General features: G+C 68.0%; 22 protein-coding genes and 1 tRNA gene. 9 read left to right on the top strand and 14 right to left on the bottom strand.

Going from position 1 to position 23894, the window contains the following annotated elements; genetic code table 11:
* Positions 1-2: 2 nt before the first annotated feature.
* From LDH66_RS18745 to LDH66_RS18720, 6 genes are all read right to left on the bottom strand, one after another.
* Complete coding sequence (locus tag LDH66_RS18745; RefSeq protein WP_226482600.1) at positions 3-965, bottom strand: ABC transporter permease; 963 nt, start codon at positions 963-965, stop codon at positions 3-5.
* Positions 962-1891 carry an ABC transporter ATP-binding protein gene (locus LDH66_RS18740; RefSeq protein ID WP_226482599.1) on the bottom strand — a complete coding sequence of 310 codons (930 nt, stop codon included), beginning with the start codon at positions 1889-1891 and terminating at the stop codon, positions 962-964. The genes LDH66_RS18745 and LDH66_RS18740 overlap by 4 nt, the downstream gene beginning before the upstream one ends.
* On the bottom strand, positions 1872-3251 hold the full coding sequence (gene nosD / locus LDH66_RS18735; protein ID WP_226482598.1) for a nitrous oxide reductase family maturation protein NosD: 1380 nt from the start codon (positions 3249-3251) through the stop codon (positions 1872-1874). Before nosD ends, LDH66_RS18740 begins: the two co-directional genes overlap by 20 nt.
* Positions 3248-4090: a hypothetical protein gene (locus tag LDH66_RS18730; RefSeq protein ID WP_226482597.1), complete on the bottom strand. Its 843-nt coding sequence runs from the start codon at positions 4088-4090 to the stop codon at positions 3248-3250. Before LDH66_RS18730 ends, nosD begins: the two co-directional genes overlap by 4 nt.
* 7 nt (positions 4091-4097) lie before the next feature.
* The gene (gene nosZ / locus LDH66_RS18725; RefSeq protein WP_226482596.1) at positions 4098-6017 is read right to left on the bottom strand and encodes a TAT-dependent nitrous-oxide reductase; all 1920 of its coding nucleotides are present in this window, start codon (positions 6015-6017) and stop codon (positions 4098-4100) included.
* Positions 6018-6359: 342 nt separating this feature from the next.
* Positions 6360-6851 (bottom strand): PaaI family thioesterase, encoded by a 492-nt coding sequence (locus LDH66_RS18720; RefSeq protein WP_226482595.1) that lies wholly within the window; start codon positions 6849-6851, stop codon positions 6360-6362.
* Between the two features lie 92 nt (positions 6852-6943).
* Between LDH66_RS18720 and LDH66_RS18715 the strand changes: the two genes are divergently transcribed.
* Positions 6944-7405, top strand: a complete 462-nt coding sequence (locus tag LDH66_RS18715; protein ID WP_226482594.1) for a DUF4385 domain-containing protein — start codon at positions 6944-6946, stop codon at positions 7403-7405.
* A gap of 21 nt (positions 7406-7426) precedes the next feature.
* On the opposite strand, the gene LDH66_RS18710 is transcribed toward LDH66_RS18715, so the two are convergent.
* Positions 7427-8338, bottom strand: coding sequence for a DUF8155 domain-containing protein (locus LDH66_RS18710; protein ID WP_226482593.1), 912 nt, complete (start codon positions 8336-8338; stop codon positions 7427-7429).
* A 56-nt stretch (positions 8339-8394) separates the two neighbouring features.
* Here LDH66_RS18710 and LDH66_RS18705 point away from each other — a divergent pair, with 56 nt between their 5' ends.
* The 3 genes from LDH66_RS18705 (at position 8395) to LDH66_RS18695 (ending at position 10514) form a co-directional block, all read left to right on the top strand.
* Entirely contained in the window at positions 8395-9108 is a 714-nt protein-coding gene (locus LDH66_RS18705; RefSeq protein ID WP_226482592.1) for a lipoate--protein ligase family protein, read from the top strand.
* A gap of 94 nt (positions 9109-9202) precedes the next feature.
* On the top strand, positions 9203-9757 hold the full coding sequence (locus tag LDH66_RS18700; RefSeq protein WP_226482591.1) for a class I SAM-dependent methyltransferase: 555 nt from the start codon (positions 9203-9205) through the stop codon (positions 9755-9757).
* Between the two features lie 157 nt (positions 9758-9914).
* The gene (locus LDH66_RS18695; RefSeq protein ID WP_226482590.1) at positions 9915-10514 is read left to right on the top strand and encodes a DUF7529 family protein; all 600 of its coding nucleotides are present in this window, start codon (positions 9915-9917) and stop codon (positions 10512-10514) included.
* Positions 10515-10520: 6 nt separating this feature from the next.
* Here the strand turns inward: LDH66_RS18695 and nadC are convergent, their stop codons facing one another.
* The 3 genes from nadC to nadA are packed head-to-tail and all read right to left on the bottom strand — an operon-like array spanning position 10521 to position 14054.
* Positions 10521-11336, bottom strand: coding sequence for a carboxylating nicotinate-nucleotide diphosphorylase (gene nadC / locus LDH66_RS18690; RefSeq protein ID WP_226482589.1), 816 nt, complete (start codon positions 11334-11336; stop codon positions 10521-10523).
* Position 11337: 1 nt separating this feature from the next.
* Positions 11338-12918 (bottom strand): L-aspartate oxidase, encoded by a 1581-nt coding sequence (locus LDH66_RS18685; protein WP_226482588.1) that lies wholly within the window; start codon positions 12916-12918, stop codon positions 11338-11340.
* A 2-nt stretch (positions 12919-12920) separates the two neighbouring features.
* Positions 12921-14054 (bottom strand): quinolinate synthase NadA, encoded by a 1134-nt coding sequence (gene nadA / locus LDH66_RS18680; RefSeq protein WP_226482587.1) that lies wholly within the window; start codon positions 14052-14054, stop codon positions 12921-12923.
* Positions 14055-14259: 205 nt separating this feature from the next.
* Here nadA and gfo6 point away from each other — a divergent pair, with 205 nt between their 5' ends.
* Positions 14260-15330 carry a D-xylose 1-dehydrogenase Gfo6 gene (gene gfo6, locus LDH66_RS18675; RefSeq protein WP_226482586.1) on the top strand — a complete coding sequence of 357 codons (1071 nt, stop codon included), beginning with the start codon at positions 14260-14262 and terminating at the stop codon, positions 15328-15330.
* A 70-nt stretch (positions 15331-15400) separates the two neighbouring features.
* Here the strand turns inward: gfo6 and LDH66_RS18670 are convergent, their stop codons facing one another.
* Positions 15401-15934 (bottom strand): SHOCT domain-containing protein, encoded by a 534-nt coding sequence (locus tag LDH66_RS18670; RefSeq protein WP_226482585.1) that lies wholly within the window; start codon positions 15932-15934, stop codon positions 15401-15403.
* Positions 15935-16278: 344 nt separating this feature from the next.
* Between LDH66_RS18670 and LDH66_RS18665 the strand changes: the two genes are divergently transcribed.
* Entirely contained in the window at positions 16279-16641 is a 363-nt protein-coding gene (locus LDH66_RS18665; RefSeq protein WP_226482584.1) for a hypothetical protein, read from the top strand.
* 235 nt (positions 16642-16876) lie between these two features.
* Positions 16877-17515: an NAD(P)-dependent oxidoreductase gene (locus LDH66_RS18660; RefSeq protein ID WP_226482583.1), complete on the top strand. Its 639-nt coding sequence runs from the start codon at positions 16877-16879 to the stop codon at positions 17513-17515.
* A gap of 179 nt (positions 17516-17694) precedes the next feature.
* Here LDH66_RS18660 and LDH66_RS18655 read toward each other — a convergent pair.
* Together LDH66_RS18655 and LDH66_RS18650 are read right to left on the bottom strand one after the other, a co-directional pair.
* A tRNA-Thr gene (locus LDH66_RS18655) sits at positions 17695-17766 on the bottom strand.
* A gap of 98 nt (positions 17767-17864) precedes the next feature.
* The gene (locus LDH66_RS18650; protein WP_226482582.1) at positions 17865-18614 is read right to left on the bottom strand and encodes a DUF7114 family protein; all 750 of its coding nucleotides are present in this window, start codon (positions 18612-18614) and stop codon (positions 17865-17867) included.
* 60 nt (positions 18615-18674) lie between these two features.
* On the opposite strand from LDH66_RS18650, the gene LDH66_RS18645 reads away from it, so the two are divergent.
* The gene (locus LDH66_RS18645; RefSeq protein ID WP_226482581.1) at positions 18675-19379 is read left to right on the top strand and encodes an enoyl-CoA hydratase/isomerase family protein; all 705 of its coding nucleotides are present in this window, start codon (positions 18675-18677) and stop codon (positions 19377-19379) included.
* 70 nt (positions 19380-19449) lie between these two features.
* Positions 19450-19983: a GNAT family N-acetyltransferase gene (locus LDH66_RS18640; RefSeq protein ID WP_226482580.1), complete on the top strand. Its 534-nt coding sequence runs from the start codon at positions 19450-19452 to the stop codon at positions 19981-19983.
* 19 nt (positions 19984-20002) lie between these two features.
* Here the strand turns inward: LDH66_RS18640 and LDH66_RS18635 are convergent, their stop codons facing one another.
* Positions 20003-23863, bottom strand: a complete 3861-nt coding sequence (locus tag LDH66_RS18635) for a PAS domain S-box protein (protein WP_226482579.1) — start codon at positions 23861-23863, stop codon at positions 20003-20005.
* Positions 23864-23894: the final 31 nt, after the last annotated feature.

Here is a 23894-nt window from a genome sequence, read left to right as displayed (position 1 = left end):
GGTCACAGCCGTCGCCGCCTGACGGCGACCGCCGCGAGCGCGATGGGGCCGACGATCCAGGCGACGAGCGCGCCGACCAGCGCGCCCGTCGACAGCCCCGCCTCGGCGAGTACAGCGGCGAACCCGGCGTCGCCGCCCGCGCCGAGCGCCCCGAGGACGAGCCCCCGGAAGACGGCGGTCGGATTGGCGAGGACCATCGCCGAGACCGCGAGGTCCGGGAGCGAAAACGCCGCGATTACGCCGAGCGCGAGCAGGTCGTGGACGAGGACGAACCAGGCCCACGCGAGCAGCGCCAGCCCCAGCGCGTGCGTCTTCTCTCGAGCCAGCGTCGACAGGCAGACGCCGATCGCGAGGAAGACCAGCCCGAGGGCGACCGCCCCCAGCAGGAAGCCGACGTACGACTCGAAGCCGCCGAACCCGTACTCGAGCAGGAGGAGGAGTCCGGCGACCCCGAAGCCGATGACGGTCGCGCTCGCGAGGACGGTCGCGCGGCCCACCGCGGTCCCGAGGACGACCCGCGACCGCGAGACGGGCAGCGAGAACAGTGCCTGCAGCCAGCCGCTCTCCTCGCGGCCGACGACGGCATCGTAGCTGAACGCGAGCGCGACCAGCGGCACGAGGTAGACGACGAGCGCGGCCAGGCTCGCGACGATGCGTTCGAAGCCGGCGGGGCTCGTGTCCGAGCCGCTGAACGTCGCCATTCCGAGGCCGAAGACGGCGAAGATCGCGGTGAGCGCGACCGCCCAGCGGCTCCGCACCGCCAGCCGATACTCCGTCTCGGCGACGACGAACAGCTGCCCGAGGCGCGTGCCGGAGTCGCCGCTGTGAGCCATCGCCGCGGCCGTCTCGTACCCCCCGTCCGGTTTCGGTTCGGCGGCGTTCGAGTCACCCGTCGGTTCGGCGTCGGCCGCCGCTTTTGCGACCGACTCTCCGTCGCGACCGCCACGTCGACGATCGGCGGTCATGCCGACACCTCCGCGTCGTCGGTCTCTCCCTCGAGCGCGTCGTGGAACGCCGCCTCGAGGCCCGGTTCGCGCACTTCGAAGCCGTCGACGAGGTCCCGCTGCTCGCCGAGCGCGGCGACGAGGTCGAACGCGGCCTCCCGCTCGCAGTCGATCTCGATTTCCTCGCCGGTGTCGGTGACGTCGCCCCGGCCCTGGACGGCCTCGAGCAGCGCCGCGCGGTCGTCGGCGGGCCGACAGACGACGGTCACGCGGTCGCCGGCCGCCCGTCGCAGCTCGTCGATGGGGCCGTCGGCCCGCAGCCGACCGTCCTGGAGGACGGCCACCTCGTCACAGAGGCGTTCGATCTCGCCCAGGACGTGCGAGGAGATGACGACCGTGGCGTCGGTCTCGCGGTCGATCCGTTCGATGATCCGGTGAAACGCCGCGACGCCGCGCGGGTCCAGTCCCGCGGTCGGCTCGTCGAGGACGAGCACGGGCGGACGGGAGAGCAGGACGGATGCGAGGCCGAGCCGTCGGGCCATCCCGTTCGAGTAGCCCGAGACGGCCCGGTCGGCGGCGTCGGAGAGGCCGACGAGCTCGAGACACTCCGCGATCCGTTCGTGACGATCGGTGAGCCCGCGGATCCGGGCGTGGACGTCGAGGACCTCTCGACCGGTCATTGACGGCGGGAAGCCGCTGTGCTCGGGCAGGAAGCCGACGCGCTCGCGGACGCGATGGCCCGCCGCCTCGACGTCGAGACCGCCGACCTCGATGCGCCCCGCGTCAGGGCTGTCGTGCCCAACGAGGAGTTTGAACAGCGTCGTCTTTCCCGCTCCGTTCGTGCCGAGGACGCCGAATGTCGACCCCGACGGCACCTCGAAGGAGGGCCCGTCGAGGGCGACGACGTCGCCGTACCGTTTGTGAACGTCAGTTATCGTGATCTTCATAGTAGGTCCTCCAGTGGTCGTGGGGCGAGTCGGCGAGCGGTCGGTGGTCGACGATCCCCGGCGTCTCGAGGACGGGGAACGAACTCTCCGCCAGTTTGACGGCGTCGAAGGCCGGACTCTCGGCGAAGACGGCCGCCTGGGGCTTCTCGTGGACCAGTCGCTCGACGGTGCCGGCGGGCCGATGGCGGTTCTCGCTGATCCCGTCGCCGTCGAGGTCGGCGACGCGGGCGTCCGACCAGTAGTTGCCGCGGTCGGTCGCGTTCCAGTGGGCCTGCGAGTTGGTCTCCGCGAACGCCGCCTCGCCGTTCCGGACGAAGCTGTTGCCCGAGACGGTCTCACCGCTGCTTCCCCCGGTGATGTGGACGCCGATATCGTTCGCGAGCACGAGGTTCGACTCGAGGCGGTTGTCCTGAGAGTTGTGGACGTAGAGCCCGTTGCCGTTGCCGACGAGGTCGTTGCCGACGACCTCGCTGTCTTCGACGTCCTTGAGGAGGACGCCGTGGCCGCTCGTCCCGTCGTTGTTCGCCGCGGTGTTGTTCTGCAACGTCAGCCGCTTCGAGACCATCAGCGCGAAGCCGACGTCGTTGTCGAAGGCGACGTTGTCCTCGAGGTGGTTATCGTTCGAGTACATGTAGTGGACGCCGTAGCGCATGTCCCACATCGTGTTCCCCTCGGCGACGACTCCCTCCGCCCACTGGTAGTAGATGCCGTCGCGGACGGTCGTGACGGAGTTGTTCCGCACCTCGGCGTCGGTCGCCTCCCAGAGGTGGATGCCGTTCCCTCGTTCGGCCAGCGGCACGTCCTCGCGGCCGGCGACGATGGAGTCCGCGACGGTCACGTCGTCGACGCTGCCGATCCAGATCCCGAACTGGATCTCGGTCAGTCGGAGCGCTGACAGCGTCGCGTTCGAGCCGTTGACGACGACGCCGCTGTCAGTGTCCTGCCGGTCGAAGCCCGAGTTCCGGATCCAGACGTTCTCGAGGGTGACGTTTTCGGCCTCGATCACGACGACCTGTCCCTCGCCGCCGCCGTCGATCACCGCGCCGTCGCGTTCGGCGGCCGCGATCGTCACGTCCGGCGTGTCGACGAGGACGCGTTCGTCGAACCGACCCTCGAGGCGGACGGTGTCGCCCGGTTCGGCGGCATCGACCGCCCCCTGGACCGAATCGAACTCCTGATCGCCGATCGTCGCGACGCCGTCGGACTGGGGTTCCGCGACGTCGTGGACGTTCGGAACGTCGGCCCGCCAGCCGTCGACGCTCTCGTCGTCGGCCGACCCGCCCATCGCGGCGACGGCCGCTCCGGCCAGCGAACAGACGAGGATCACCGCGGCGGCGACGGCGAAGGTGCCCTCCCTCACGGCGGATCACCGTCAGTTCGGGGTCGCGGACGGTCGTTCGCGGCCGGTCTCTCGCCGGATTCGCCGGCCGGGTCGGTTCCTCGAGCGGTCCCCCCGTGAGCGGAGTCGTCGTCGGTTCCGCGACGGGAGATCCGGTCTCGAACGCGGGTTCCGCGATCCCGTAAGCGGTCCCATCCGGTGCGGACGAACCGGGGAACGTCGGTGACCGTCGCCGGCGAGTCCCGGAGGACGAACGCGACGGCCAGCAGCGCGACGGCGGCGGCCATCATGTAGCCGCCGGGGCCGAACCACGCGGTGCCGCTGATGTTCGCGACCTCGTAGGTGCCGGCCAGCGGCGGTGTAAAGCCCTCGACGCCGTTGAGCGGGGCGTCCGGATCCAGCGAGTGACCGGCCTGGTAGAGGCGGTACTGGATCAGGGCGCCCATCGTCCCGAAGATCACGACGGAGCCGGCGAACAGCGCGGTCAGCCCGCGCCGGAGCCTGTCGGTCGGCAGGGCCGCGACGACGACCGAGGCCGCGGCCATGCCGACGAACACGACCGGGCCGAGGATCCACTCGGGGACGTCGATCGCCTTCTCGTGGGGCTCGTAGTTGGGATCGACGTAGACCGGGTCCGGGTAGTAGAACCCGACGTACTTGTTGAGCCCGCGGACTTCCTGCCAGTCACCCCCGATCTTCGGGTGGGCGTAGAGCTCCACGACGAGCGGGTCGACGTACTGCGGCGCCGTCAGCGTGATCCGCCACACCGGAACGCGCAGGGCGAGCACGAACAACACGGCCGCGACGAGCGGGAGGACCCGTCTGAGTTCGAACAGCCGAGTGAGGCGGGATCGAGTCATCGTGAGGTCACTCCGCGGGTTCGACGATCAGTCGCGAGCGCATCTCGAGGTGCAGTGCGCTACAGAAGAACGCACAGTACATCCAGTAGACACCCGGTTCGTCGGCCGTGAAGGTCACTTCGCGCGTCTCCTGTGGCGCGAGCTTCATGTTGATGTCGTGTTCGGGGATGGCCAGCGAGTGGAGGATGTCGGGCGTCTGCTCGATGTTGGTGACGGTCATCGTCACCTCGTCGCCCTCCGTAACGGTGACCTCCTCGAACCCGAACTCGTTGCGCGTCGAGTACATCTGGACGTGGACGCGGCCGTCCTCGCGGGAGATATCGACGTCCTCGTGACCGACGAACTCCTCGTCGTAGTCCTCGGGGTCGTAGACCTTCGCGGGGTCGAGCTTCTCCGCGCTGACGATCGAGGCGTCGTGGGGCTCGGCGTAGGAGGGCGTGTCCTTGACGAGGGACATTCCCTCTTCGTCGTCGCCGATGTAGATCAGCTGGTCGTTCTCGGGGTGCATCGGCCCGACCGGGAGGAACCGATCCTTCGAGAGCTTGTTCAGCGAGATCAGCCAGTCGCCCTGTGGATCGGCCGTGTACGACTCCGCGGCGATCAGGTGACCCGGGTTGTAGTGGACGTCGATCTTCTCGACCACCGGGTCCGTCGACTCTTCGCTGGCCTCGACGGCGGCATCGATGTCCCACTTGACGACCTGCGAGTCGATGAACAGGGTCGTGTAGGCGTGGCCGCGGCCGTCGTAGGCAGTGTGCAGCGGCCCCATGCCGAGTCGCGGGCGACCCACGATCGACTCGTTGGGGTCGTCGGTCTCGGCGAGCGTCTCGATATCGATAACCGTCGCCGTCGGATCGAGTTTCCCGCTGGCGATCGCGTACTGCCCGTCGGGCGTGACGCTGACGCCGTGGGGGCTCTTCGAGACGTCGACGTAGCGGACGATGGGGCGATCGCCCTCGTTCAGCGAACTGTCGCGGGTGCCGTCGACGACCGGAACGCCGCCGATCTCCTCGTACTCGCCGGCCTCGACGGCCTCCTCGATGGCGGGCACGTCGAAGGCCTTCACCCAGTCGGTGTCCGTCGAGGACATCTCGCTCTCGGTGGTGGCGTGTTCGCTGTTGTAGCCGGTCGCGAAGAACCAGCGGCCCTCCTTGCCGCCGTCGCCGTTGTCCATGTTCCCGTCGACCAACACTTCCCACTCGACGTTCATCGTCTCCGGGTTGATGGCGGCGATCGTGGAGGTGTAGTTCTCCGGATCGGTGAGATCCTGCCCCTCGTTTGGCATCGGCACGCGGAACTCACCGACGCCGAAGACGTACTTCGTATCCGGCAGCAGACAGCAGGCGCCGTGAGTCCCCTGCTGGTTCGGGATGTCGACGATGGCGTCCGTCTCGAAGTACTTCAGGTTGATCCGGGCCATCCGACCGTTCGCCTTGTCGTTGACGAACGCCCAGCGGCCGTCGTAGTCGTTGTCCGTCTGGCTCACGCGGGGGTGGTGTGCATCACCCCAGGTGTAGCCGCCCGCGTCCTCGAGCATCTCGCTCGTGCGGTCGTCGTAGCCGTAGCCGCGCGCGCTCTCGGGCTGGAACACCGGGATCCGCATCAGCTGTCGCATCGACGGCAGTCCGTAAACGCGAATCTCGCCCGTGTGTCCGCCCGAGAGGAACGCGTAATAGTCGTCGTGTTCGCCGGGATTGACGTCGGTCTTGACGTCCTCGAGGGATACCGAGTCGTCGCTGCCGAGCAGGCCCGTACAGCCGGCCAGTGAACTCATCGCACCCGCTGCAGCCCCCGCCTTCATGAAATCCCGTCTGGGAATGCGGTCGAACAGCGGGTCGCGCTCCGAATTGCGCTCGGTCTCGATCGCTGGTTCGGTCGAGCGGCTCGTGTCAGTGGATTCGTCGTCGGAATCGTGGGTTTGGGTCATTGTCCTTCAGGGTGCGGCTCGAGGCCGCGGTGATACTCGCGTCCGCGTACCGGGCGTGACGCGGTGGTACGCGGGTGGCCGGAACCGGTCCGCCACCCCGCTCGTCACAGTTCACCCTCGGGAGTCCACCCTAATAGGCGAACGACGAATTCCTACGGAGTGGAAAATAGACGGAACCTGTTCGGGTCGATCTAGTCGTTCGCTACTCGCCCGACATAATCGTGCGTTCGAAAATATCGAAAGCTTCGTTGCGCCCCGCTGCTCGAGCGGCCGTCGACCGCGAGCGCGGCGAGGCACTGCGGACCGCGAGAACGGAGCGAGGGCCGAACCCCCACCGGACGGCTAATCGGATCGGAACACGCGGTACGCGCCCTGTCCGATCGCGACGGGTTTAGTCTCCCCGTCGTGGGTCGTGCTCTCGACGGTGATCTCGCTGACGCCGACGCTGCCGCCGACTCGGATCACGTCCGCGGTCGCGACGAGGTCGCTCGTCGCCGGGCGGAGGTAGTTGACGTTCAAGTTGATCGTCGCGATCCGCGTTCCGAAGGGGTCGTCCATGGCCGTCCGCAGCGAGAGGCCACCGACGGTGTCGATGAGCGTGGCCGCGACGCCGCCGTGGAGATCGCCCCGCTCGTCGGGTGCGGCGTTCGGCCGCGTGTTCGTCAGTTTGTCGTCGTAAGGGATCGACATCGTCATCGTCCCGTCGCCGACGTCGTCGACGGTCGTCCCGAGCCACGAGAGGAACTCCTGGTTCTCGTCGAGGAAGTACTGGAGCATCCCCTCGAGGTCCTCGAACTCGTCGAGCGCGTCCATCGTCGGCGTCTCCTCGGTCATGGCCACCCGTCCGCCCGCGACGGTCTTGACAGCTACGTTTCCCGACGTGCCCGTTGTCAAGGGTTGATTTGCCTCGCCGCCGTACCGCGCACGTGACCGACGACGCCGACCCCGACGACGGTCCCGAGTACGATATCGATTTCCGCGCCGATCCCGACGCGTACGAGATCGGTCGCGGCGAGGAAGGGGTGTTCAAAGTCGAACCCTACAAGAGTGAGCTGCTCCCGCTGTGGTCGTACAGGGACGAAGCGGCCGCCGAGGAAGCCGCCGAAGCGATCTACGAGCGGTACGAACGCTATCGGACGAACGACGAGTTTCCGGGGATGGACATGGCTCGCAAGTACCTACAGATGGGGTACACCCGGGCGATGCGATACGCGAAGTATCCGGGCGGTCGGAAGTACGACGACGACGGAACCGAGCGCGAGCCCCAGGAGTGGGCCGACCCTGACAAACGAGCGGCCGCGCTCGTCTTCGCGGAGTACTGGGAACGGGTTCGCGAGGACGCTGCCTACCAGCGGGCGAAGGCGCGCCACCGCGAGCGAACCGACTGATGCCGGCGAAACCCCGACGAGTCAGCCGACGCGGCCGTCTCGCCGGTCGTCGCTCGAGCGAACGCGCACCCGAACGCGCTCGCCGCTCCGGAACTCGCGATCCGGACAGATCAGCTTCGCACCGAAGTCGCCGTCTCGAGCGCAGAACAGCGAGAGCCCGGTGATCGCCTCGCCGTCGGCCGTGACGGTCACGTCGTCCCACGCGATCGTGCGACCGTCGGCGACGCCGAGGCGGTCGCCGTTCAGCGAGACGACGGGGTTGCGGTCGCGGTCCACGTCGAGCGATCCGCGGGGCTCGAGCAGTCCGCCGCCGTCGTAATGGGGAATCCCGCCGTCGAGGACGCCGCCGCCGTCGGCTCGTACGCCGACGAACTCCGCGCCCGGATCGGGGTGGGTCGGCGCGTCGAGGACCGCGTAGGTGTCGCCGGTCGAGACGACCCGGCCGGTACCGTCCCACTCGAGCGGGCGCACCGGAACATCGAGTTCGATCGGGAGCGAGCCCGACGCCCGGTACGGGTTCTGATCCGGGCCGCGAAACCCGACGTGGAGGTGGTTGTCGACCCAGGGCGCGAAAAAGCCCGCGCGGACGAGTCGACCCAGCGAGTCGCCCCGGTCGACGCGGTCGCCGGCCGCGACCGACGGCTCGACGTGGAGGACGCGGACCGTCAGCCCGGCGAACGGGCCGGAGTCCGCCGGCTCGAGCAGGATCAGGTGGTCGTGGTCGGGCGCGTAGGGTTTCGGCGGCGCGCGGACGGTCCGGGTCTCGCGGACCGTGCCGGCGACCGGACTCGGCGCGACGGTCGTCCGCCCGTCGACCAGGGTCCCGGGATAGCAATCGATCGCGCAGCCGCCGTCGTGGGCGGGGTACGGCGAGTTGTACAGCGAGAAGCGCTCGTAGCGCGCCAGCACGGCCTCGGGGAGCGTGACGGCCATCGTCGTCCCACTCTGGGCGGCGTGAACGTTTAGATGCACCGGGTGGAACGGCCGGTATGCGCGTGTTTCGCGGACGAGCGGACTCCATCGCGGCCGATCGAGACGCGAGTCAACGACTGCTCTCGGCGGCCGCCGACGGCGAGCCGGCCGTCCGCGTCTGGACGCCCCACCGACAGGTCGCCTTCGGCCGCCGGGACGCCCGCCTCGAGGGGTACGACCGCGCCCGCGAGGCGGCCGCGGAGCGCGGATATCCGCCGGTCGAGCGCGACGTCGGCGGGCGGGCCGTCGCCTACGACGGCGAGACGACGCTGGCCTTCGCGCGCGCCGAACCCGTCGCCGACCTCCGCGCCGGCACGACAGAGCGATACGACCGCGCCACGGCCGCCCTCGAGCGGGCGCTGCGGACGCTCGACCTCGAGCCGATGCGGGGCGAGCCCGACGACTCGTTCTGCCCCGGGACGCACTCGCTGTCGGTCGCGGACGCGAGCGCCGACGGCCGCCGGCGGAAGCTCGTCGGCATCGCCCAGCGCGTTCGGAGCGACGCCGCCCTCGTCGCGGGCATCGTACTCGTGACCGGACGCGCGGCGCTCGCGGGCGTGCTCGAGGCGGTCTACGAGGCGCTCGGGGTCCCGTTCGATCCGGCGTCGGTCGGGACCGTCGCGGACGCGGGCGGACCGTCGGATCCCGATGCCGTTCGAACGGCGCTCGAGGAGGCCCTGATCGGCGAGGCGAGCGACGTGTCGATCGAACGCATCGGCGGCGGACGGTAACGGTCGTCCGGTCTGCAACGAGACAGAGACCTCGCACTGACGCCGCCCTCGACGTAACCGAGAGGGTTTTCGACGCGCGGGCCGGTGGTGTAGCATGGGAGAGAGATACGACAGGGAACGGGAACTCGCCGCGTTCGCCGAGTTCGTCGCGGACGCCGACCGAGAGCCGGTGGTCGTCGTCGCGGGCTGTGGCGCGGGTGCGACCGTCGAGGCGCTGCGCGAGTACGATGTGGCGGCCTACGGCTTCGATGCGTCACGGTCGATACTGGAGACGGCACCACCCTCGACGCGAGAGCGGCTGCTCGAGGCGGATATTCGTGACGAGGGGCTCGTCGCCTCGCTACGCGAGGCGTTCGAAATCGACGAGATCGACGTCTTCGTCACCGAATGCATGCTCTCGTTCCTGACCGTCGACGAGGCGACGGCCGCGCTGGGCCGGCTCCGAGAGACGACCGGTGTCGGGGCCGTGCTCCACCTGATTCGGATAGACCCGCCGGTAGCGGCCCAGGAGGGGGATATCGACGCGACGATCCTGCTACCGGCGGAGTGGCGGGCGGCGTGTGACCCCGACGGCGCGGATATCTGGCGTGACGCGATGGAACGGCTCGACCTGCCGCCGTCGGAACCGGGAGACGACGGCGGGACGTAGACGACACCGTTCGCGAGCGAGCGTGTCTCTCGAGGGCAGTAGGCGTCGAGACCGAGATCCCGATCCCGACCGTCTCGAGCCGAGAGTGAGGTAACGTTTTTTCGTTCCGCGTCCTCGGCCTCGAGTATGACGACGCGAACGCGACCGGAGGGGCCCGATGACGGGTGACGAGTCGGAGGCGGCGGACGAGACAGAGCCGGCAGACGAATCAGGGGCAAACGAGCCGGAGACGGCAAACGAATCGGCGACACCTGACGGCGCCGAGTTGACGGGGCCGCTGTGGGAGGAACTCCTCGCGGACGCGAGCGACATCGCCGCGGAGTACCGCGATGAGGGCTGGGACGCCGTCGTCCTCGAGCCGGCCGACGTCTCGCCGGTCGATCGGGACGAACGGGTCGGATTCGACGTGACGGTCAGCGACGAGGAGTACGAGATCGTCGAAGAGCTCGTCGAGGAGGGGGCGGTCGCGATCACCGCGGCCGACGTCTACTACCGGCCGCACGCGGACGAGGGGAGCGACCGACGAGTCGCGCTGACGGTCGAACGGGACGAAGCGAGCGAGACGGCGATCTTCGTCCCGCTCGCGTACGATATCTCCGCCTCTCGGGACGTCTTCGAAACGGCGCTCGTGGCGGAGGAACTCCTGACCCACGTGACGGCCGCGTCGACGGACCGATGGGTTAGCTTCTCCCACGACGACCCGTCGCTCTTTCTCGAGGAATCCGACGTTCGGGCGTGGAGCCCGGACGGCGGGTGAGGACGGTCACTCCCCGGTCCGGAAGGACAGATCCAGCGACGGTGCCGAGTGGGTGAGTGATCCCATCGAGATCACGTCGACGCCGGTCGCGGCGTAGTCGGGAACGTCCGCGACGGTGATTCCGCCGCTGGCTTCGGCCAGGACGCCCGCGTAGTCGGCGAGTTCCGCGACGGCCGCCCGCGTCTCCTCGGGCGTCATGTTGTCGAGCAGGACGACGTCCGCACCGGCCTCGGCCGCCCGCGGTGCGTCGTCGACGGTCTCGACTTCCACGTCGATCTTGGTCGCGAACGACGTCTGTTCCTGAAAGTGTGCGATAGCGTCCTCGAGCCCCATCTCCGCGATGTGGTTGTCCTTGACCATGACCATGTGCGAGAGGTCGAGCCGGTGGGTGTCGCCGCCGCCCGCGACGACCGCGCGCTTCTCGAGGCCACGCAGGCCGGGCGTCGTCTTGCGGGTCGCGGCGACGCGGACGTTCTCGCTCTCAGCGCGGGCGGCGTCGACGGCGCGGCGCGTCCGCGTGGCGATCCCCGAGGCGTGGCCCGCGAGATTGACCGCGACGCGCTCGCCCCGGAGGACCTCGCGTGCGGGTCCCTCGACGCGGAGGACATCGTCGCCGGGTTCGACGGCGGTGCCGTCCGCGAGCGCCTCGCGGACCGCGACGTCGAGGTAGTCGAAGACGGCCGTCGCGGCCTCGAGGCCGGCGGCGACGCCCGACTCCTTCGCGACGAGACGGCCCGTCGTCTCGCCGGGAACCCGATTCGTCACGTCGTGATGGCCGACGTCCTCGCGGAGCCAGCGTTCGACCTGTGCGTTCGTGATCATCTCAGTCGTCCGCCGGCGGTTCGGCCGTCGGGTCGTCGGCCGCGGTCGCGACGTAGTGACAGCCGACCGATTCGGTGTTCTCGCCCGCCGCCCGCGCGATCAACAGCGCGACGACGCTGGCGTTTCGCAGTTCGTAGAGGTCCCGCGCCGTCCGCGTCCGGATGTAGGCGTCGACCTCGCCCTTGAGCCGCCGCAGGACGCTGCTCGCGCGAGCGATCTCGTCGGGATCGCGCTCGAGGCCGAGGTACTCGTCCATCGTCTGCGTCAGTCGAGTGAACTTCTCGGCGGCGAAGCGCTCGGGGAGGGCGGGGTCCCGATTCAGGAGTTCGGGAGCCTCGACGGCTTCGGGGTCGCGCTCCGCGGTTTCACCGCTTCGCATCGAGGTGCGTCGCACCTCGCCCGCCGCGTCTTCGCCCGCTCGGAGTCCCCAGACGAGTCCCTCGAGCAGGCTCGTACTGGCCAGCCGGTTCGCGCCGTGGACGCCGGTGCGGGCGCACTCGCCGACGGCGTAGAGCCGATCGAGCGAGGTCCGTCCGTTCTCGTCGACGTCGATCCCGCCACAGAGGAAGTGCTCGCAGGGCGCGACGGGGATCTCGTCGCCATCGATGCCCCGCTCGCGGCACTTCTCGGCGATGGCGGGGTACTCCGCCTCGAACTCGAGGGGGCTCACGTCCAGGACGACCCCGCCGGTCTCTTCGCGTTCGGTGGCGACCGCGCGGGCGACGACGTCGCGGGGCGCGAGATCACCCTGCGAGTGGTAGTCCTCCATAAACCGCTCGCCATCGCCGTTACGGAGAACGGCGCCCTCGCCGCGCAGGGCTTCGGAGAGCAGGAACGGGTCCTCGCCGGCGTAGGCCGTGGGGTGGAACTGGACGTACTCCATGTCCTCGACGTCCGCGCCCGCGAGCGCGGCCATGGCGATGCCGTCGCCGGTCGCGTCGTCCGGATTGGTCGACCGGCCGTAGAGCGCGCCGACCCCGCCGGTCGCGAGGATCGTCGCGCCGGCGTAGATCGGGTGCCCGTCCGGTTCTTCGTCGCTCACCACGCCGTGGACGCGCCCCTCGGCGGTGACCAGCTCGAGCGCGGCGGTGTCCTGTCGGACTTCGATCCGCTCGTGGTCGTCGACGTAGCGCAGGAACGGCCGCAGGATGTGCGTCCCCGTTGCGGCGTCGACGTGGAGGATGCGGTGTTCCGAGTGGGCCGCCTCGCGCGTGTAGTCGAACGCGCCGTCGTCGCCCTCGTCGAAGTCGACCTCGAGGGTGTCGACGAGCACGTCCTCGACGGCGTCGTCGGCGTTCTCGACGAGCGCGTCGACGGCGTCGGGATCGGCGGTGCCGTCGCTGGCCTCGATGATGTCCGTCTTGAGCGACTCGGGGTCGTCCCGCGTCGTCGAGATGCCGCCCTGCGCCCAGTCCGTGCTGGCGTCGTCGGGTTTCGTCGCCTTCGTCAGGAGAAGCACGTCCGCGCCCTCTCTGGCCGCCGCGAGTGCGGCCGCACAGCCCGCGATACCGCTGCCGACGACGAGCACGTCCGTCGTTTCACCGTCGGTCGTCGTTTCCGTCCCGGTGTCTGTTTCGGTCATGATCAGATCTCGAGCATGCGATCGAGCGCGACTTCCGCGAGTTCCTTCTCCTCGGGCGCGACCTCGATCACGTTGTGTTCGCGGCCCTCGGCGAGTTCCTCGAGCACCCAGGCCAGATAGTTGGGGTCGATCTGGCGCATGGCGTTGCAGTCCATGCAGGCGTCGCCACAGAGCGGGACGACGTTCACGTCGGGATGCCAACGCTGGAGGTGGTTCGTGAGGTGGATCTCGGTACCGATGGCCCAGGTGTCGCCGGAATCGGCGTTCGCGACGGTCTCGCAGATCGTACTGGTCGACCCGGCCACGTCGGCGGCCTCGACGACCTCGCGCCGACATTCGGGGTGGACGATCACGTTGGCGTCCGGATTCTCCGTCCGAATCTGTTCGATGTGGTCCTCGCGGAACCGCTCGTGGACCTGACAGTAGCCGTCCCAGAGGATGATGTCGCTCTCCGCGACTTCGTCGGCGTCCTTACCCTCGGGATCCCAGGGGTCCCACTCGGCGATCTCGTCTTCCATGCCGAGCCGGTGAGCGGTGTTCTCCCCGAGGTGTTTGTCGGGGAGGAAGAGGACCTTGTCTCCCTTATCGAAGGCGTACTCGAACGCTTTGTGGGCGTTCGACGAGGTACAGACGAGTCCCCCCTGGCTCGCACAGAAGGCCTTCAGATCCGCGTAGGAGTTCATGTAGGTAATCGGAACGATATTGGCGTCGGGGGCAGCAGCCGTGATCTCGGCCCACGCGCTGTCGACCTGCAGGGCCTCGGCCATCCCCGCCATCGGACACGACGCCTCCATACTCGGCAGGATCACCGACTGGTCGTCGTCCGTGATGATGTCCGCGCTCTCGGCCATGAACGTCACGCCGCCGAAGATCACGTACTCCGCGTCCGCGTTGGCGGCCTCCTTCGAGAGCTGGTAGGAGTCGCCGATGAAGTCGGCGTGTTCGACGATCTCCCGCCGCTGATAGTTGTGCCCCAGAATCACGACGTCGTCGCCGAGTTCCTCGAGCGCCGCCTCGATGCGTTCGGTCCGTTCTCCCTCCTCGAGCTCCCGGTATCGCGGTGGGAGTTGCTCGAGATTATCGTATTTGAACAGACTCAAATCGGTTTCCAGCTCTGCCGTTTCCATTTTGACCATCTTACGTCACCAGTGGCTGTTTGCATATCAGTGGCGGCTATTGAATAACTTTTTCCTTCGAAATCTGATTCCGGGGGAATACCACCGACGTATGTTGTGTTCGAAAACCCATTATCGGTTTTTCGTCGAGGGAGACAGATTTCGAGCGCTGACAGTCAGGGCTCCATTCAGTGTGACCCTTTTCGTTGCGGGCCGTAGAACGAGTATGGCGCTCGAGGACGCGTTCGCGAACTTCACGCGGCGGGACTGGGAGCGCGAATCGGTCGCGGGAACGGTCCGACTCGCGGTCATCGGTATCGGCGGCTTCGCACGTCAGCGCGCGTTGCCCGCGATCGACGAAGGAACGTACTGCGAGACGACGGTCCTGGTCACGAGTTCGCCGGACCAAGCGGCGGACGTCGCCGAGACGTACGACGTCCCGCACGTCATCGACTACGACGAATTCCTCGCGGGGGAGCGCACGGAGGCATACGACGGGATCTACGTCGCGGCACCGAACGCCTTCCACGGCGAATACGCGACCGCGGCGGCAGCGTTCGGGAAGCACGTCCTCTGTGAGAAACCCCTCGAGATCACCGCCGAGCGCGCTCGGGAGATCGTCGACGCCTGCGCCGATGCCGGCGTGACGCTGATGACGGCCTATCGGCTCCAGACTGAACCGACGGTTCGTCGCACACGGGAACTCGTCCGCGAGGGCGTGATCGGCAACGTCGTCCAGGTCCACGGCGGTTTCTCGAATCCGCTGCTCGAACACGCGAGTTCCGATACGTGGCGGCTCGACCCCGATCTCGCCGGCGGCGGCGCACTGGTCGATCTCGGGGTCTATCCGCTCAACACGATCCGATTCCTCCTCGACTGCGAACCGACGGAGGTGTACGCGACCACCCGCTCGAGCGGCGAGGCGTTCGACGCAGTCGAGGAACAGATCGCGTTTCAACTCGAGTTCGAGACCGGCGCGACGGCCTCGTGTACGGCGAGTCTCGACGCTCACGCCCGGAGCGCGCTCGAGTTGGTCGGCACCGAGGGTATGATCGACATCGAGTCGCCCTTCGGCGGCGTCGTCCCCCAGGAGATGGTCGTCGAGAGCGGCGACGTTCGCATGGAGTACACCGGCCCACCGGTCGACGAGGTCCGCGAGGAGTTCGACTACTTCAGCTACTGCGTGCTGACGGGTACCGATCCCGAACCCGACGGCGAGGACGGCCTCGCGGACCTGCAGGCCATCGAGGCCGCCTACGAGTCGGCCGAGACGGGCTGTCGGATCGAGTTCGAGTGAGCGCGACTGTCGTCGAGAGAACGAGTCTCGGTCGGGCGCGAACGATCCCGATCGGCGGATCGCCGTCCGGTCAGTGACGATCCGTCTCCCCGTCGACGACTCGATTCCGTTCGCGGGCGGCACGCGCTTCGTCGATCGAATCGGCCGCGACGAGCCGGTCGACCTTCCGTTCGAACTCCGCCTCGGTGAGCTCGCCCGCGACGTACCGCTGTTTCAGATCGGCGAGCGCCTCCTCGGCTCGTTCGTCCGCCGACGGCTCCGGCGGCGACAGGAACTCGGAGAGCCCGAGGAGCCGAAGCGGCGCGTACTCGCGCTCGAGCCGCTCGGCGAGCGTCGCCACCCGCTCGCTCCGCGGCAGCGACGCGTTCTGGACGAGCACCCACAGGACGCCGACGGTCGAGACCGCGAGGAGGCCGACCAGGAGCGCGACGGTCACGAGAACGGGCACCGCGATCTCGAGCAGTCGCGTCACGATCGGCGTCCCGCTGACGAGCCCCGAATAGACGAGTACGCCGAGGTAGCCGACGACGGCGAGGAGCAGTCCGCCGGAGACGAGGACGCCCAGAGCGGACAGCCATAGCCACTTGTTCCTGAGAAGTCCCATCGTCGACCACTAGGGAGAGCGACGTCATATATCCAACGCGACTCGAGCCGCCGAGAGACCGGCGGGTGACCCACGGTGAGGAGATGACAACGATAATAAATTAATGGCCGAAAGCAGTGCGTATGTCGCACCGCTCTCGCGGGGATCGCACTCAGTCCGGACGTGTCGGCCGACCGCCACCCTCGCAGCCGTCCGGTGACCCGAATGGGTGAGTGCGAGGTAAGCCGCGTTCTCCGGGCACCGGTCTCGGACGTGAAGTCGCTCCTGACGCCCGACGTGATCGTCAGGGGGGGGAGGGATCGCACATCCCTCGAGAGATCGTCGAGGGACCTGACCGGACCGTCGTGACGGCGTGGCCGAACGGTCGTCCCTTCGAACCGAAGTACGTCTTCGAGACCAACGACGACCACATCAGATACCGACGAGACGGGGCCATACCGCCGCTCGTGGCCATCGAGACGACGCTCGAGTGGACGGGATGCGGCGAGGAAACCGAACTCCGGCTGCGATCAGTGGTCGAACCGACTCCGCTGGTCCCGTTTCTCGGCCGGTACGTCGCCTGGCGTCGGCGGCGGACGCTCGAGCGACTCGCCGATCGGCTCGCGACCGAACTCGGGCCGGCGGACCGACGACGTGTGGGTAGAACCGGTCGTTCGAGGGTGTTGCTGCTCGGATTTGGACCCGTGCCCCCATCGTACGCGGGATAGCGGCCGTGAGTTCGTGTTCGTTGCGCGCTCGAGTCCATTGAAACGGAGTTCCCCCTCTCGAGGCTCGTATTTCGTTTCGAGCGCCGCATCCGATGACATCGGTGTAACCTGGTTAGGCGAGCGTTCGCTGAACTATAGTACGATCTCCTTCTATGACCGACTGTGATGATGTGACCGCAATTGCGGGAGCTCATCTCGGAATCGTGTGACAGCTATCAGCGAACCCAACTACAGAATGAACGTACTGCTACTCGGTGCGAGCGGACGAATCGGACGGCGAACAGCCACTGAACTCCTCGACCGCGGCCACGCCGTCACCGGCGTCTCCCGGCACGGAACGGTCGACGGGATCGACGACGACAAATTCGTCGCCGTCGCCGGAGACGCGACCGACTCCGATGACATTACGAAGCTCGCGACCGGTCACGACGCCGTGGTGTCGGCGCTCGGCCCGAGCGACGACGAGTCGCCTGAGGTTCTCACGGAGATGATGGACGCCGTGATCGACGGGCTGCGCCGCGCAGACGTCGACCGGCTCGTCTGGACCGGCGGCGCTGGCGGGCTCGAGGTCGGTCCGGAGACGATGTTGATCGAAACGGAGGACTTCCCCGAAGAGTGGGAGCCGGTCGCCCGCGCGGCCATCGACGCGTACGATATCCTCAGCGAGGCCGACGACCTGGCGTGGACGTACCTCGCGCCCGCTGCGCTGATCGAACCCGGCGAGCGAACCGGCGAGTACCGGACCGCCGACCGCAAACTCGTGACCGACGACGAGGGAGACAGCTACATTTCGATGGAGGACTTCGCCATCGCCCTCGTCGACGAACTCGAGGCCGAAAACGCCGTCCACACCTATCTCGGAACCGGGCACTGACCGCGGTCGGGTTTCGAATTTCTCACCGGTTTCGGTACGGTCGCGACGGTCGTACTTGTTGTCCTTGCCTACTATACTGACTGTCTGTCCATCTCTGCTGCATCGAGGGCGGACCTGAGAGAACGCTATCGCTCGAAAGACGAACCGAAAACCTGACGCGGAGAACGGAAACCGGAAAGAGCCTAGGCCGGGATTTGAACCCGGGCTCTCGTCCTTACCAAGGACGCGCTTTACCGCTAAGCTACCCAGGCGCGTACTTCTTCGTTGACCGGAGATGTCTTTATGGGTTTCGATTCGATCGGGCCGTGCGCCGGATTGTCGCGGTCCCGTCCCGCGGTCGCCGGCGACATCACGGATCCGTCGCAGACGTGGCTCGATCGGTCGGGTGGTCCTCGAGGGACTGCTCGCGAGCCGAGGGCTCGAGGTCGCCGAGGGACTCCTCGACCGGCGGGAACGAGGCTCCGGCGGCGTCGGCGAGCGTCTCGACGATGGCCAGCAGACGCGGCGACGGCGTCTCGCCGACGGCAACGGCCCCGGTGAGGGCGGCGAGTTCGAGCACGTCCCGCTCGAGGTTGGTGTCGAGGTCGGACGGCGTCGGATCGAGGTCGCCGGCGTCGGCCGCGAGGTCTGTACGGCGGGTCTGGTCGCGACCGAACGATTGGACGGTCCGGACCGCTTTGGTGGCGGCGTCGGTGCGAGCCAGCAGGTAGAAGCCGCGGGCGACGAGGATGTCGGCCGCGAGGATCGCGAGATCGCCGTCGCTCGCGTCGGCCTCGGTCGCCGTCCAGGGCTCGTCGTGGGCGAGCGATCTGGTCAGGCGCAGTCCCTCGTAGATGAGCTGGACGCCGGCCGCGTGGGTGACGACGCCGTCGGTGTCGTCCGCCCGGTCGCGTCCTCCCTCGGCGGCGAGGGACTGGTCGTACTCGTCTCCGACGGCGTGTCCCTCGGACGCCATCATCGCGGCGCTCTCGAGGGTGAGCGTTCCGGGCACCATCGACGCACGCTCGAGGGTCGCTTCGATGAAGTCGTGTAGCTGTGGTGGTTCGACGTCCGCGACGGCCTCGGCGGCGGCACGCCGACAGCTGTCGGCCTTCTCCATTAGCGGGGGGTTACGACGGGGGAGGCAAAGACCTTTGGAAACGCCCGATCGACTGCTGCCATGATCGATGTTGAAACGAACGGGTCGATACGAACCATCACGATCGACCGCCCCGAGGCGCGCAACGCGCTCACGGTCGACGGACTCGAAGCGCTGGAAACGGCGGTCGACGACGCCGACGAGCCGGTGATTTTTCTCCGCGGGCGCGGCCCGGCCTTCTCCGCGGGAGCCGACCTGAACGAGGTCGCGGCGCTCGAGGGGGACCGCGATCGCGCGGCCGAGTTCGCGCGCTTGGGCCAGCGCGTCGCGCGGACGATCGAGGACTCGCCCGCGGTCGTCGTGGCGGGCGTCGACGGCCCCGCACGCGGGGGCGGACTCGAGTTGGCGCTGGCCTGTGACGTGCGAGTCGGCACGCCCGAGTCGACCTACGGCGAACCGGGGGTCAGCTTCGGCCTGTTCGGTGCCTGGGGCGGAACCGTTCGGCTGCCCCGCGTCATGGGCGAGGGCGACGCCCTCGAGTTCGCGCTCTCGGGCCGGTCGGTCGACGCCGAGGAGGCGCTACGAATGGGATTGATCTCGCGCATCGAGGACGACCCCCGCTCGGTCGCCGCTGAAATCGCGGCCAACGCCGACGACGCGCTCGCCGCGCTGAAGCGCCGGATTCGGGACGACGGCGAGCGCGCTACGCAGGAGCGACGCGAAGCCGAGGCGTTCGCCGACCTCGTCGCCGCCCACGCCGACGACATCGACGCCCTGCTTGAGTAGCGGACTCGAGCGACCGGCCCGAACGCGGTCCGGGGAAAATAATTTAATCGATTACATGTACCGCGTGAGTATGCCCGGCCCGGTGTTTCTGGACGGCGAGTGCGTGACGCTGCGACCGATCGAAGCGGACGATCTCGAGTTTCTGCAGACCCAGGTCAACGATCCGCGAATCCGGCGGCCGATCGGTCGATCCAGACCCGTCAACCGCGAGCAGGAGCGCGAGTTTTTCGAGAACGACGTCTGTAGCGACGACACCGTGGTCCTCCTGATCGTCACCGACGCGACGCCGGTCGGCATCGTCGGCCTCCACGAGTTCGACTGGGAGGCCCGGAGCGCCGAACTCGGCTACTGGGTCGCACCTGACCACCACGAGCGGGGGTACGGCACCGAGGCGGCGTCGCTCCTCGTCGGACACGGCTTCGACCAGCTCGGCCTCCACCGGATCGCCGCCCGCGTCTTCGAGTGCAACGAGCCGTCGGCCCGGCTCCTCGAGTCGCTCGGGTTCGCGCGGGAGGGCGTCCATCGCGACGCCGAATTCGTCGACGGCGAGTGGCGGGACGTCTACTGGTACGGCCTGCTGGAGGACGAGTGGCGGTCGGACTGAGGTCCCGGCGGAGTCCGCCTCAGGCGGGCAGCGTGAACGAGAACGTCGCGCCCTCGCCGGGGTCGGAGTCGACCCAGATGTCACCGCCGTGGCGTTCGACGATGCGCTCACAGAGCGCGAGCCCGATGCCCGTCCCATCGTACTCCGTCCGACTGTGAAGCCGGTCGAAGATCGAGAAGACGCGCTCTTGATCGGCCGGATCGATCCCGATCCCCTCGTCGCGGACCGAGATCACCCACTCTCCGTCCCGTCGCCGGGCACCGACGTGAACGCGCGGCGGCTCGTCCCCCGAGTACGTGATCGCGTTGTTCACCAGGTTCTGGAGGACCTGCCGCAACTGGCTGGCGTCGCCCTCGACGCGGGGGAGTTCCGTCGTCGTGATCTCCGCGTCGGTCTCGTCGATACGAAGTTGGAGGTCCTCGAGTACCTCCTCGAGAAGCGCGTTCAGGTCCGTCGGCTCGAACGGGTTCCCGCGCGCTTCGACCCGAGAGTACTCGAGGAGGCCGTCGATCATCGCGCGCATCCGCTCGGCGCCGTCGACGGCGTACGCGAGGAACTCTTCCCCGTCCTCGTCGAAGGCGTCGCCGTATCGCTTCTCGATGAGCTGGAGATAGCTCGTGACCATCCGCAGCGGTTCCTGCAGGTCGTGTGAGGCCGCGTAAGCGAACTGTTCGAGGCGTTCGTTCGATTCCTCGAGCCGTCGCCGATACTCCCGCCGTTCCGTGATGTCCTGTACGACGACCATTCCGGCGAATATCTCGTCGGCGGCGTTCCTGACCGGGAGCGTGTGAGCGTACAGGTGGCGGCCGTAGAATTCGATCTCGAAGGCGTTCGTCTCGCCCTCGAGCGCCGCGTGAAAGTACGGTTCGACCTCCTCGACCACCCGCTCCGGATAGATATCGGAGACGCTGTTTCCGACGCGATCGGCCGTGGCGATGCCGACCTCGTCGTGGAGTTGGCCGCCAACGGCCGTGTACTCCAGATTCTCGTCGAACAGTCCGACTGCGCCCTCGGGGAAGTTCTCCACGAGGGTGCGGTAGCGGCGCTCGGACTCCTCGAGCCGACGCTCGTACTCGCGGCGCTCGGTGATGTCCTGGGACATTCCCAGCGCGGCGAACACCTCGCCGTCGCCGTCGCGGACCGGAACGACGTGGAAGTCATAGACGCGTCCGTCGAACGTCGTCTCGAACGCGCTGGACTCCCCCTCCATTGCGGTCTCGTAGCGCGGAACGAGTTCGTCTGCCAGTTCCGACGGCAGGGCCTCCTCGACCGGGACCCCCTGGATTTCGTCGGCTGTGACGTCGGCCACGTCGTCGGGGCTGCCCCCGACGGTCTGGTAGCGCAGGTCCTCGTCCACGAGAGCAACGGCACCGTTCGGGAACTGTTCGACCAGCGTCCGGTAGCGGCGTTCGCTCTCCTCGAGTTCGGATTCCAGGCGCTTGCGGTCGGTGATGTCGGCGATGATCCCTTCGATATCGACGAGCGCGCCGTCGTCGTCGAAGACGCCGCGGCCGTAATCTCTGACCCACCGCCGGTCGCCGTCGGCGGTCTCGATGCGGTAGGTCTCCGAGAACGTCGCTCCCTCGCCGGCCTCCCGCTGGACCGTTTCCCAGAGCATCTCGCGGTCTTCCTGAACCATGACGTCCGCACCCCATTCGATATCGCCGTTTTCGAGGGCCTCGGGGTCGTAGCCGGTCAGCTCCTCGCAGGCGTCGCTGACGAACTCCATCGGCCACCCGCGTTCGTTCCGACACCGGTAGACCATCCCCGGCACGTTGTCCATGAGCGTCGCGAGTTGGCGCTCGCGTTCCTTGCGCTCGGTGACGTCGCGATCCGAGACGATGACCGACACGACGTCGCCCGCGTCGTTCGTCACGGGTCTGAAGGCGCCCTCGAGCGTGTACCGCTCGCCGTCCGGTCGGGTGAGATCCGCTTCGAACTCGACGTACTCCCCGTCAGCGGCTCGGTCGACCCACCGCTCGACGTCGGCCCGCACCTCGTCGCCCTCGCCCCACCACGGAGTCTTCCAGAACGGCTCGCCGGTCACCGCTTCGAGGTCGGCGTCGACGTACTCCATCGCCGTCCCGTTGATGTCCAGGACCGTCCCGTCGGGCTCGAGCAGGCCGACGAGGATGTTCGGGTCCTCGAAGATCGCTTCGAAGCGACGCTCCGTCCGCTCGAGGGCTCGCTCGCGTTCTTTTCGGTCGGCGATGTCCCGAACGACGCCGACGCGCCGCGTCTCTTCGTCGTCGTTCGACAGCATCGCAAACGTCGCCTCCGCCGGGACCCGATCGCCGTCCGCCGTCTCCAGTTCCGCCTCGACCGGGGACACGTTCGCATCTCCGTCCCGCATCGCGGTCTCCGCCCGTCGCGCCCGGTCTCTCACGTCCTCGTCGACGACCAGCGAGACGGGCTCGCCGACCAGTTCCTCGCGGTCGTAGCCGACCATCGCCGCGTACGCGTCGTTGACCATCGCGAACCGCCCGTCGTCGACCACGTAGACGCCGTCGTTGACGGCCTCGACGATGGTCTCGTACTGCCTGAGTTCCCGCTCGCGCTCCCTGCGCTCGGTGATATCGACCAGATATCCCAGGTAGTGTGTGATGTCGCCGCTTTCGTCGCGGACGATTTTCGTGGTGTCTTTCACCCACCGGACGTCGCCGTCGCTGGTCTCGACGCGGTACGGCTCGTGGCTGAACCGTTCCGTCGTCTCGTCGCTGTTCTCGTCGACCTCGCGAGCGATTCGCTCGATCTCCTCCTCGAGGAGCAGGTCGGTGTACGGCACGTCCCCGGACTCGAGCGCCGCCGGCGCGTAGCCGAGCACGTCTTCGACGTTCTCGGAGACGTACTCGACCGGCCAGCCGTCTTCGGCCCGCCATCTGAAGACGATCGCGGGTCCCTCGGCGAACATATCGCGCTCGTCCGCGAGTCGCTGTTGGGCCCGTTTGCGCTCGGTGATATCCGAGACGATTCCCTCGACCCGGACGAGGTCGCCCGCCTCGTCGAAGACGCCGCGGCCGTAATCTCTGACCCACCGCCGGTCGCCGTCGGCGGTCTCGATGCGGTAGGTCTCCGAGAACGTCGCTCCCTCGCCGGCCTCCCGCTGGATCGTCTCCCAGAGGGTCTCGCGATCCGCGTCGACCATAACGTCCGTTCCCCAGCCGACCGCCCCGCTCTCGAGGGCCTCGGGGTCGTAGCCGGTCAGCTCCTCGCAGGAATCGCTGACGAACTCCATCGGCCAGCCGCGCTCGTTCCGGCAGCGATACACCATCCCCGGGACGTTATCGATCAGCGTCGAGAGCCGGCGCTCCCGTTCCTCGAGTCGGCGCTCGCGTTCCCCGCACTCGGTCGCCGCTCGACGGTCGTCGATCGCCGATCCGAGGACGGACGCGACGCGCTGAACGAAACCGACAGCGGGCTCCGCGAACGCTCGCTGGTCGCTCGTGTACAGCTCCAGTACCCCCCACGGATCGTCGCTCGAGCCGACCACGACGCCGATTCCGCTGCGAACGTCGTCCGTGCCGCATCCCTCGAGGGCGGAGAATCGATCGTCGGTTCGCAGGTCCTCGACGATGACCGGTTCGGAGGTCCGGAGCGCGGTCCCCGCCAGCGAGTCTCGAGGGATCGCTACCGTCGCCGATCCGACGGCACCCGCTTCCCGGCCGACACCGTGTCGTAGAATCCCCGCGTTCTCGTCCGGCAGCAGTTCGAGCACGTGACAGCGCTCTGCGTTCATCGTCTCGCTGACGGCCGCTACTGCGTCGCGAAGGAGGCGGTCGATATCGTCCGTCTCCAGGGCCTGCTGGCTGAGGTCGCTGATAACCTCCTGTCGCCGGACCCGAGTCCGAAGGTCCGCATCCGTGGGCGAAGACGCTCCCATTCTATCCGAGTACAGAAGCACGGAGGGTAAA

Origin of the sequence: Natrinema amylolyticum, assembly GCF_020515625.1 — an archaeon.
GTDB classification, from domain to species: Archaea; Halobacteriota; Halobacteria; order Halobacteriales; family Natrialbaceae; genus Natrinema; species Natrinema amylolyticum.
The sequence above is the reverse complement of the archived record's forward strand: the minus strand, read 5'-3'. Positions and strand labels throughout refer to the sequence as shown.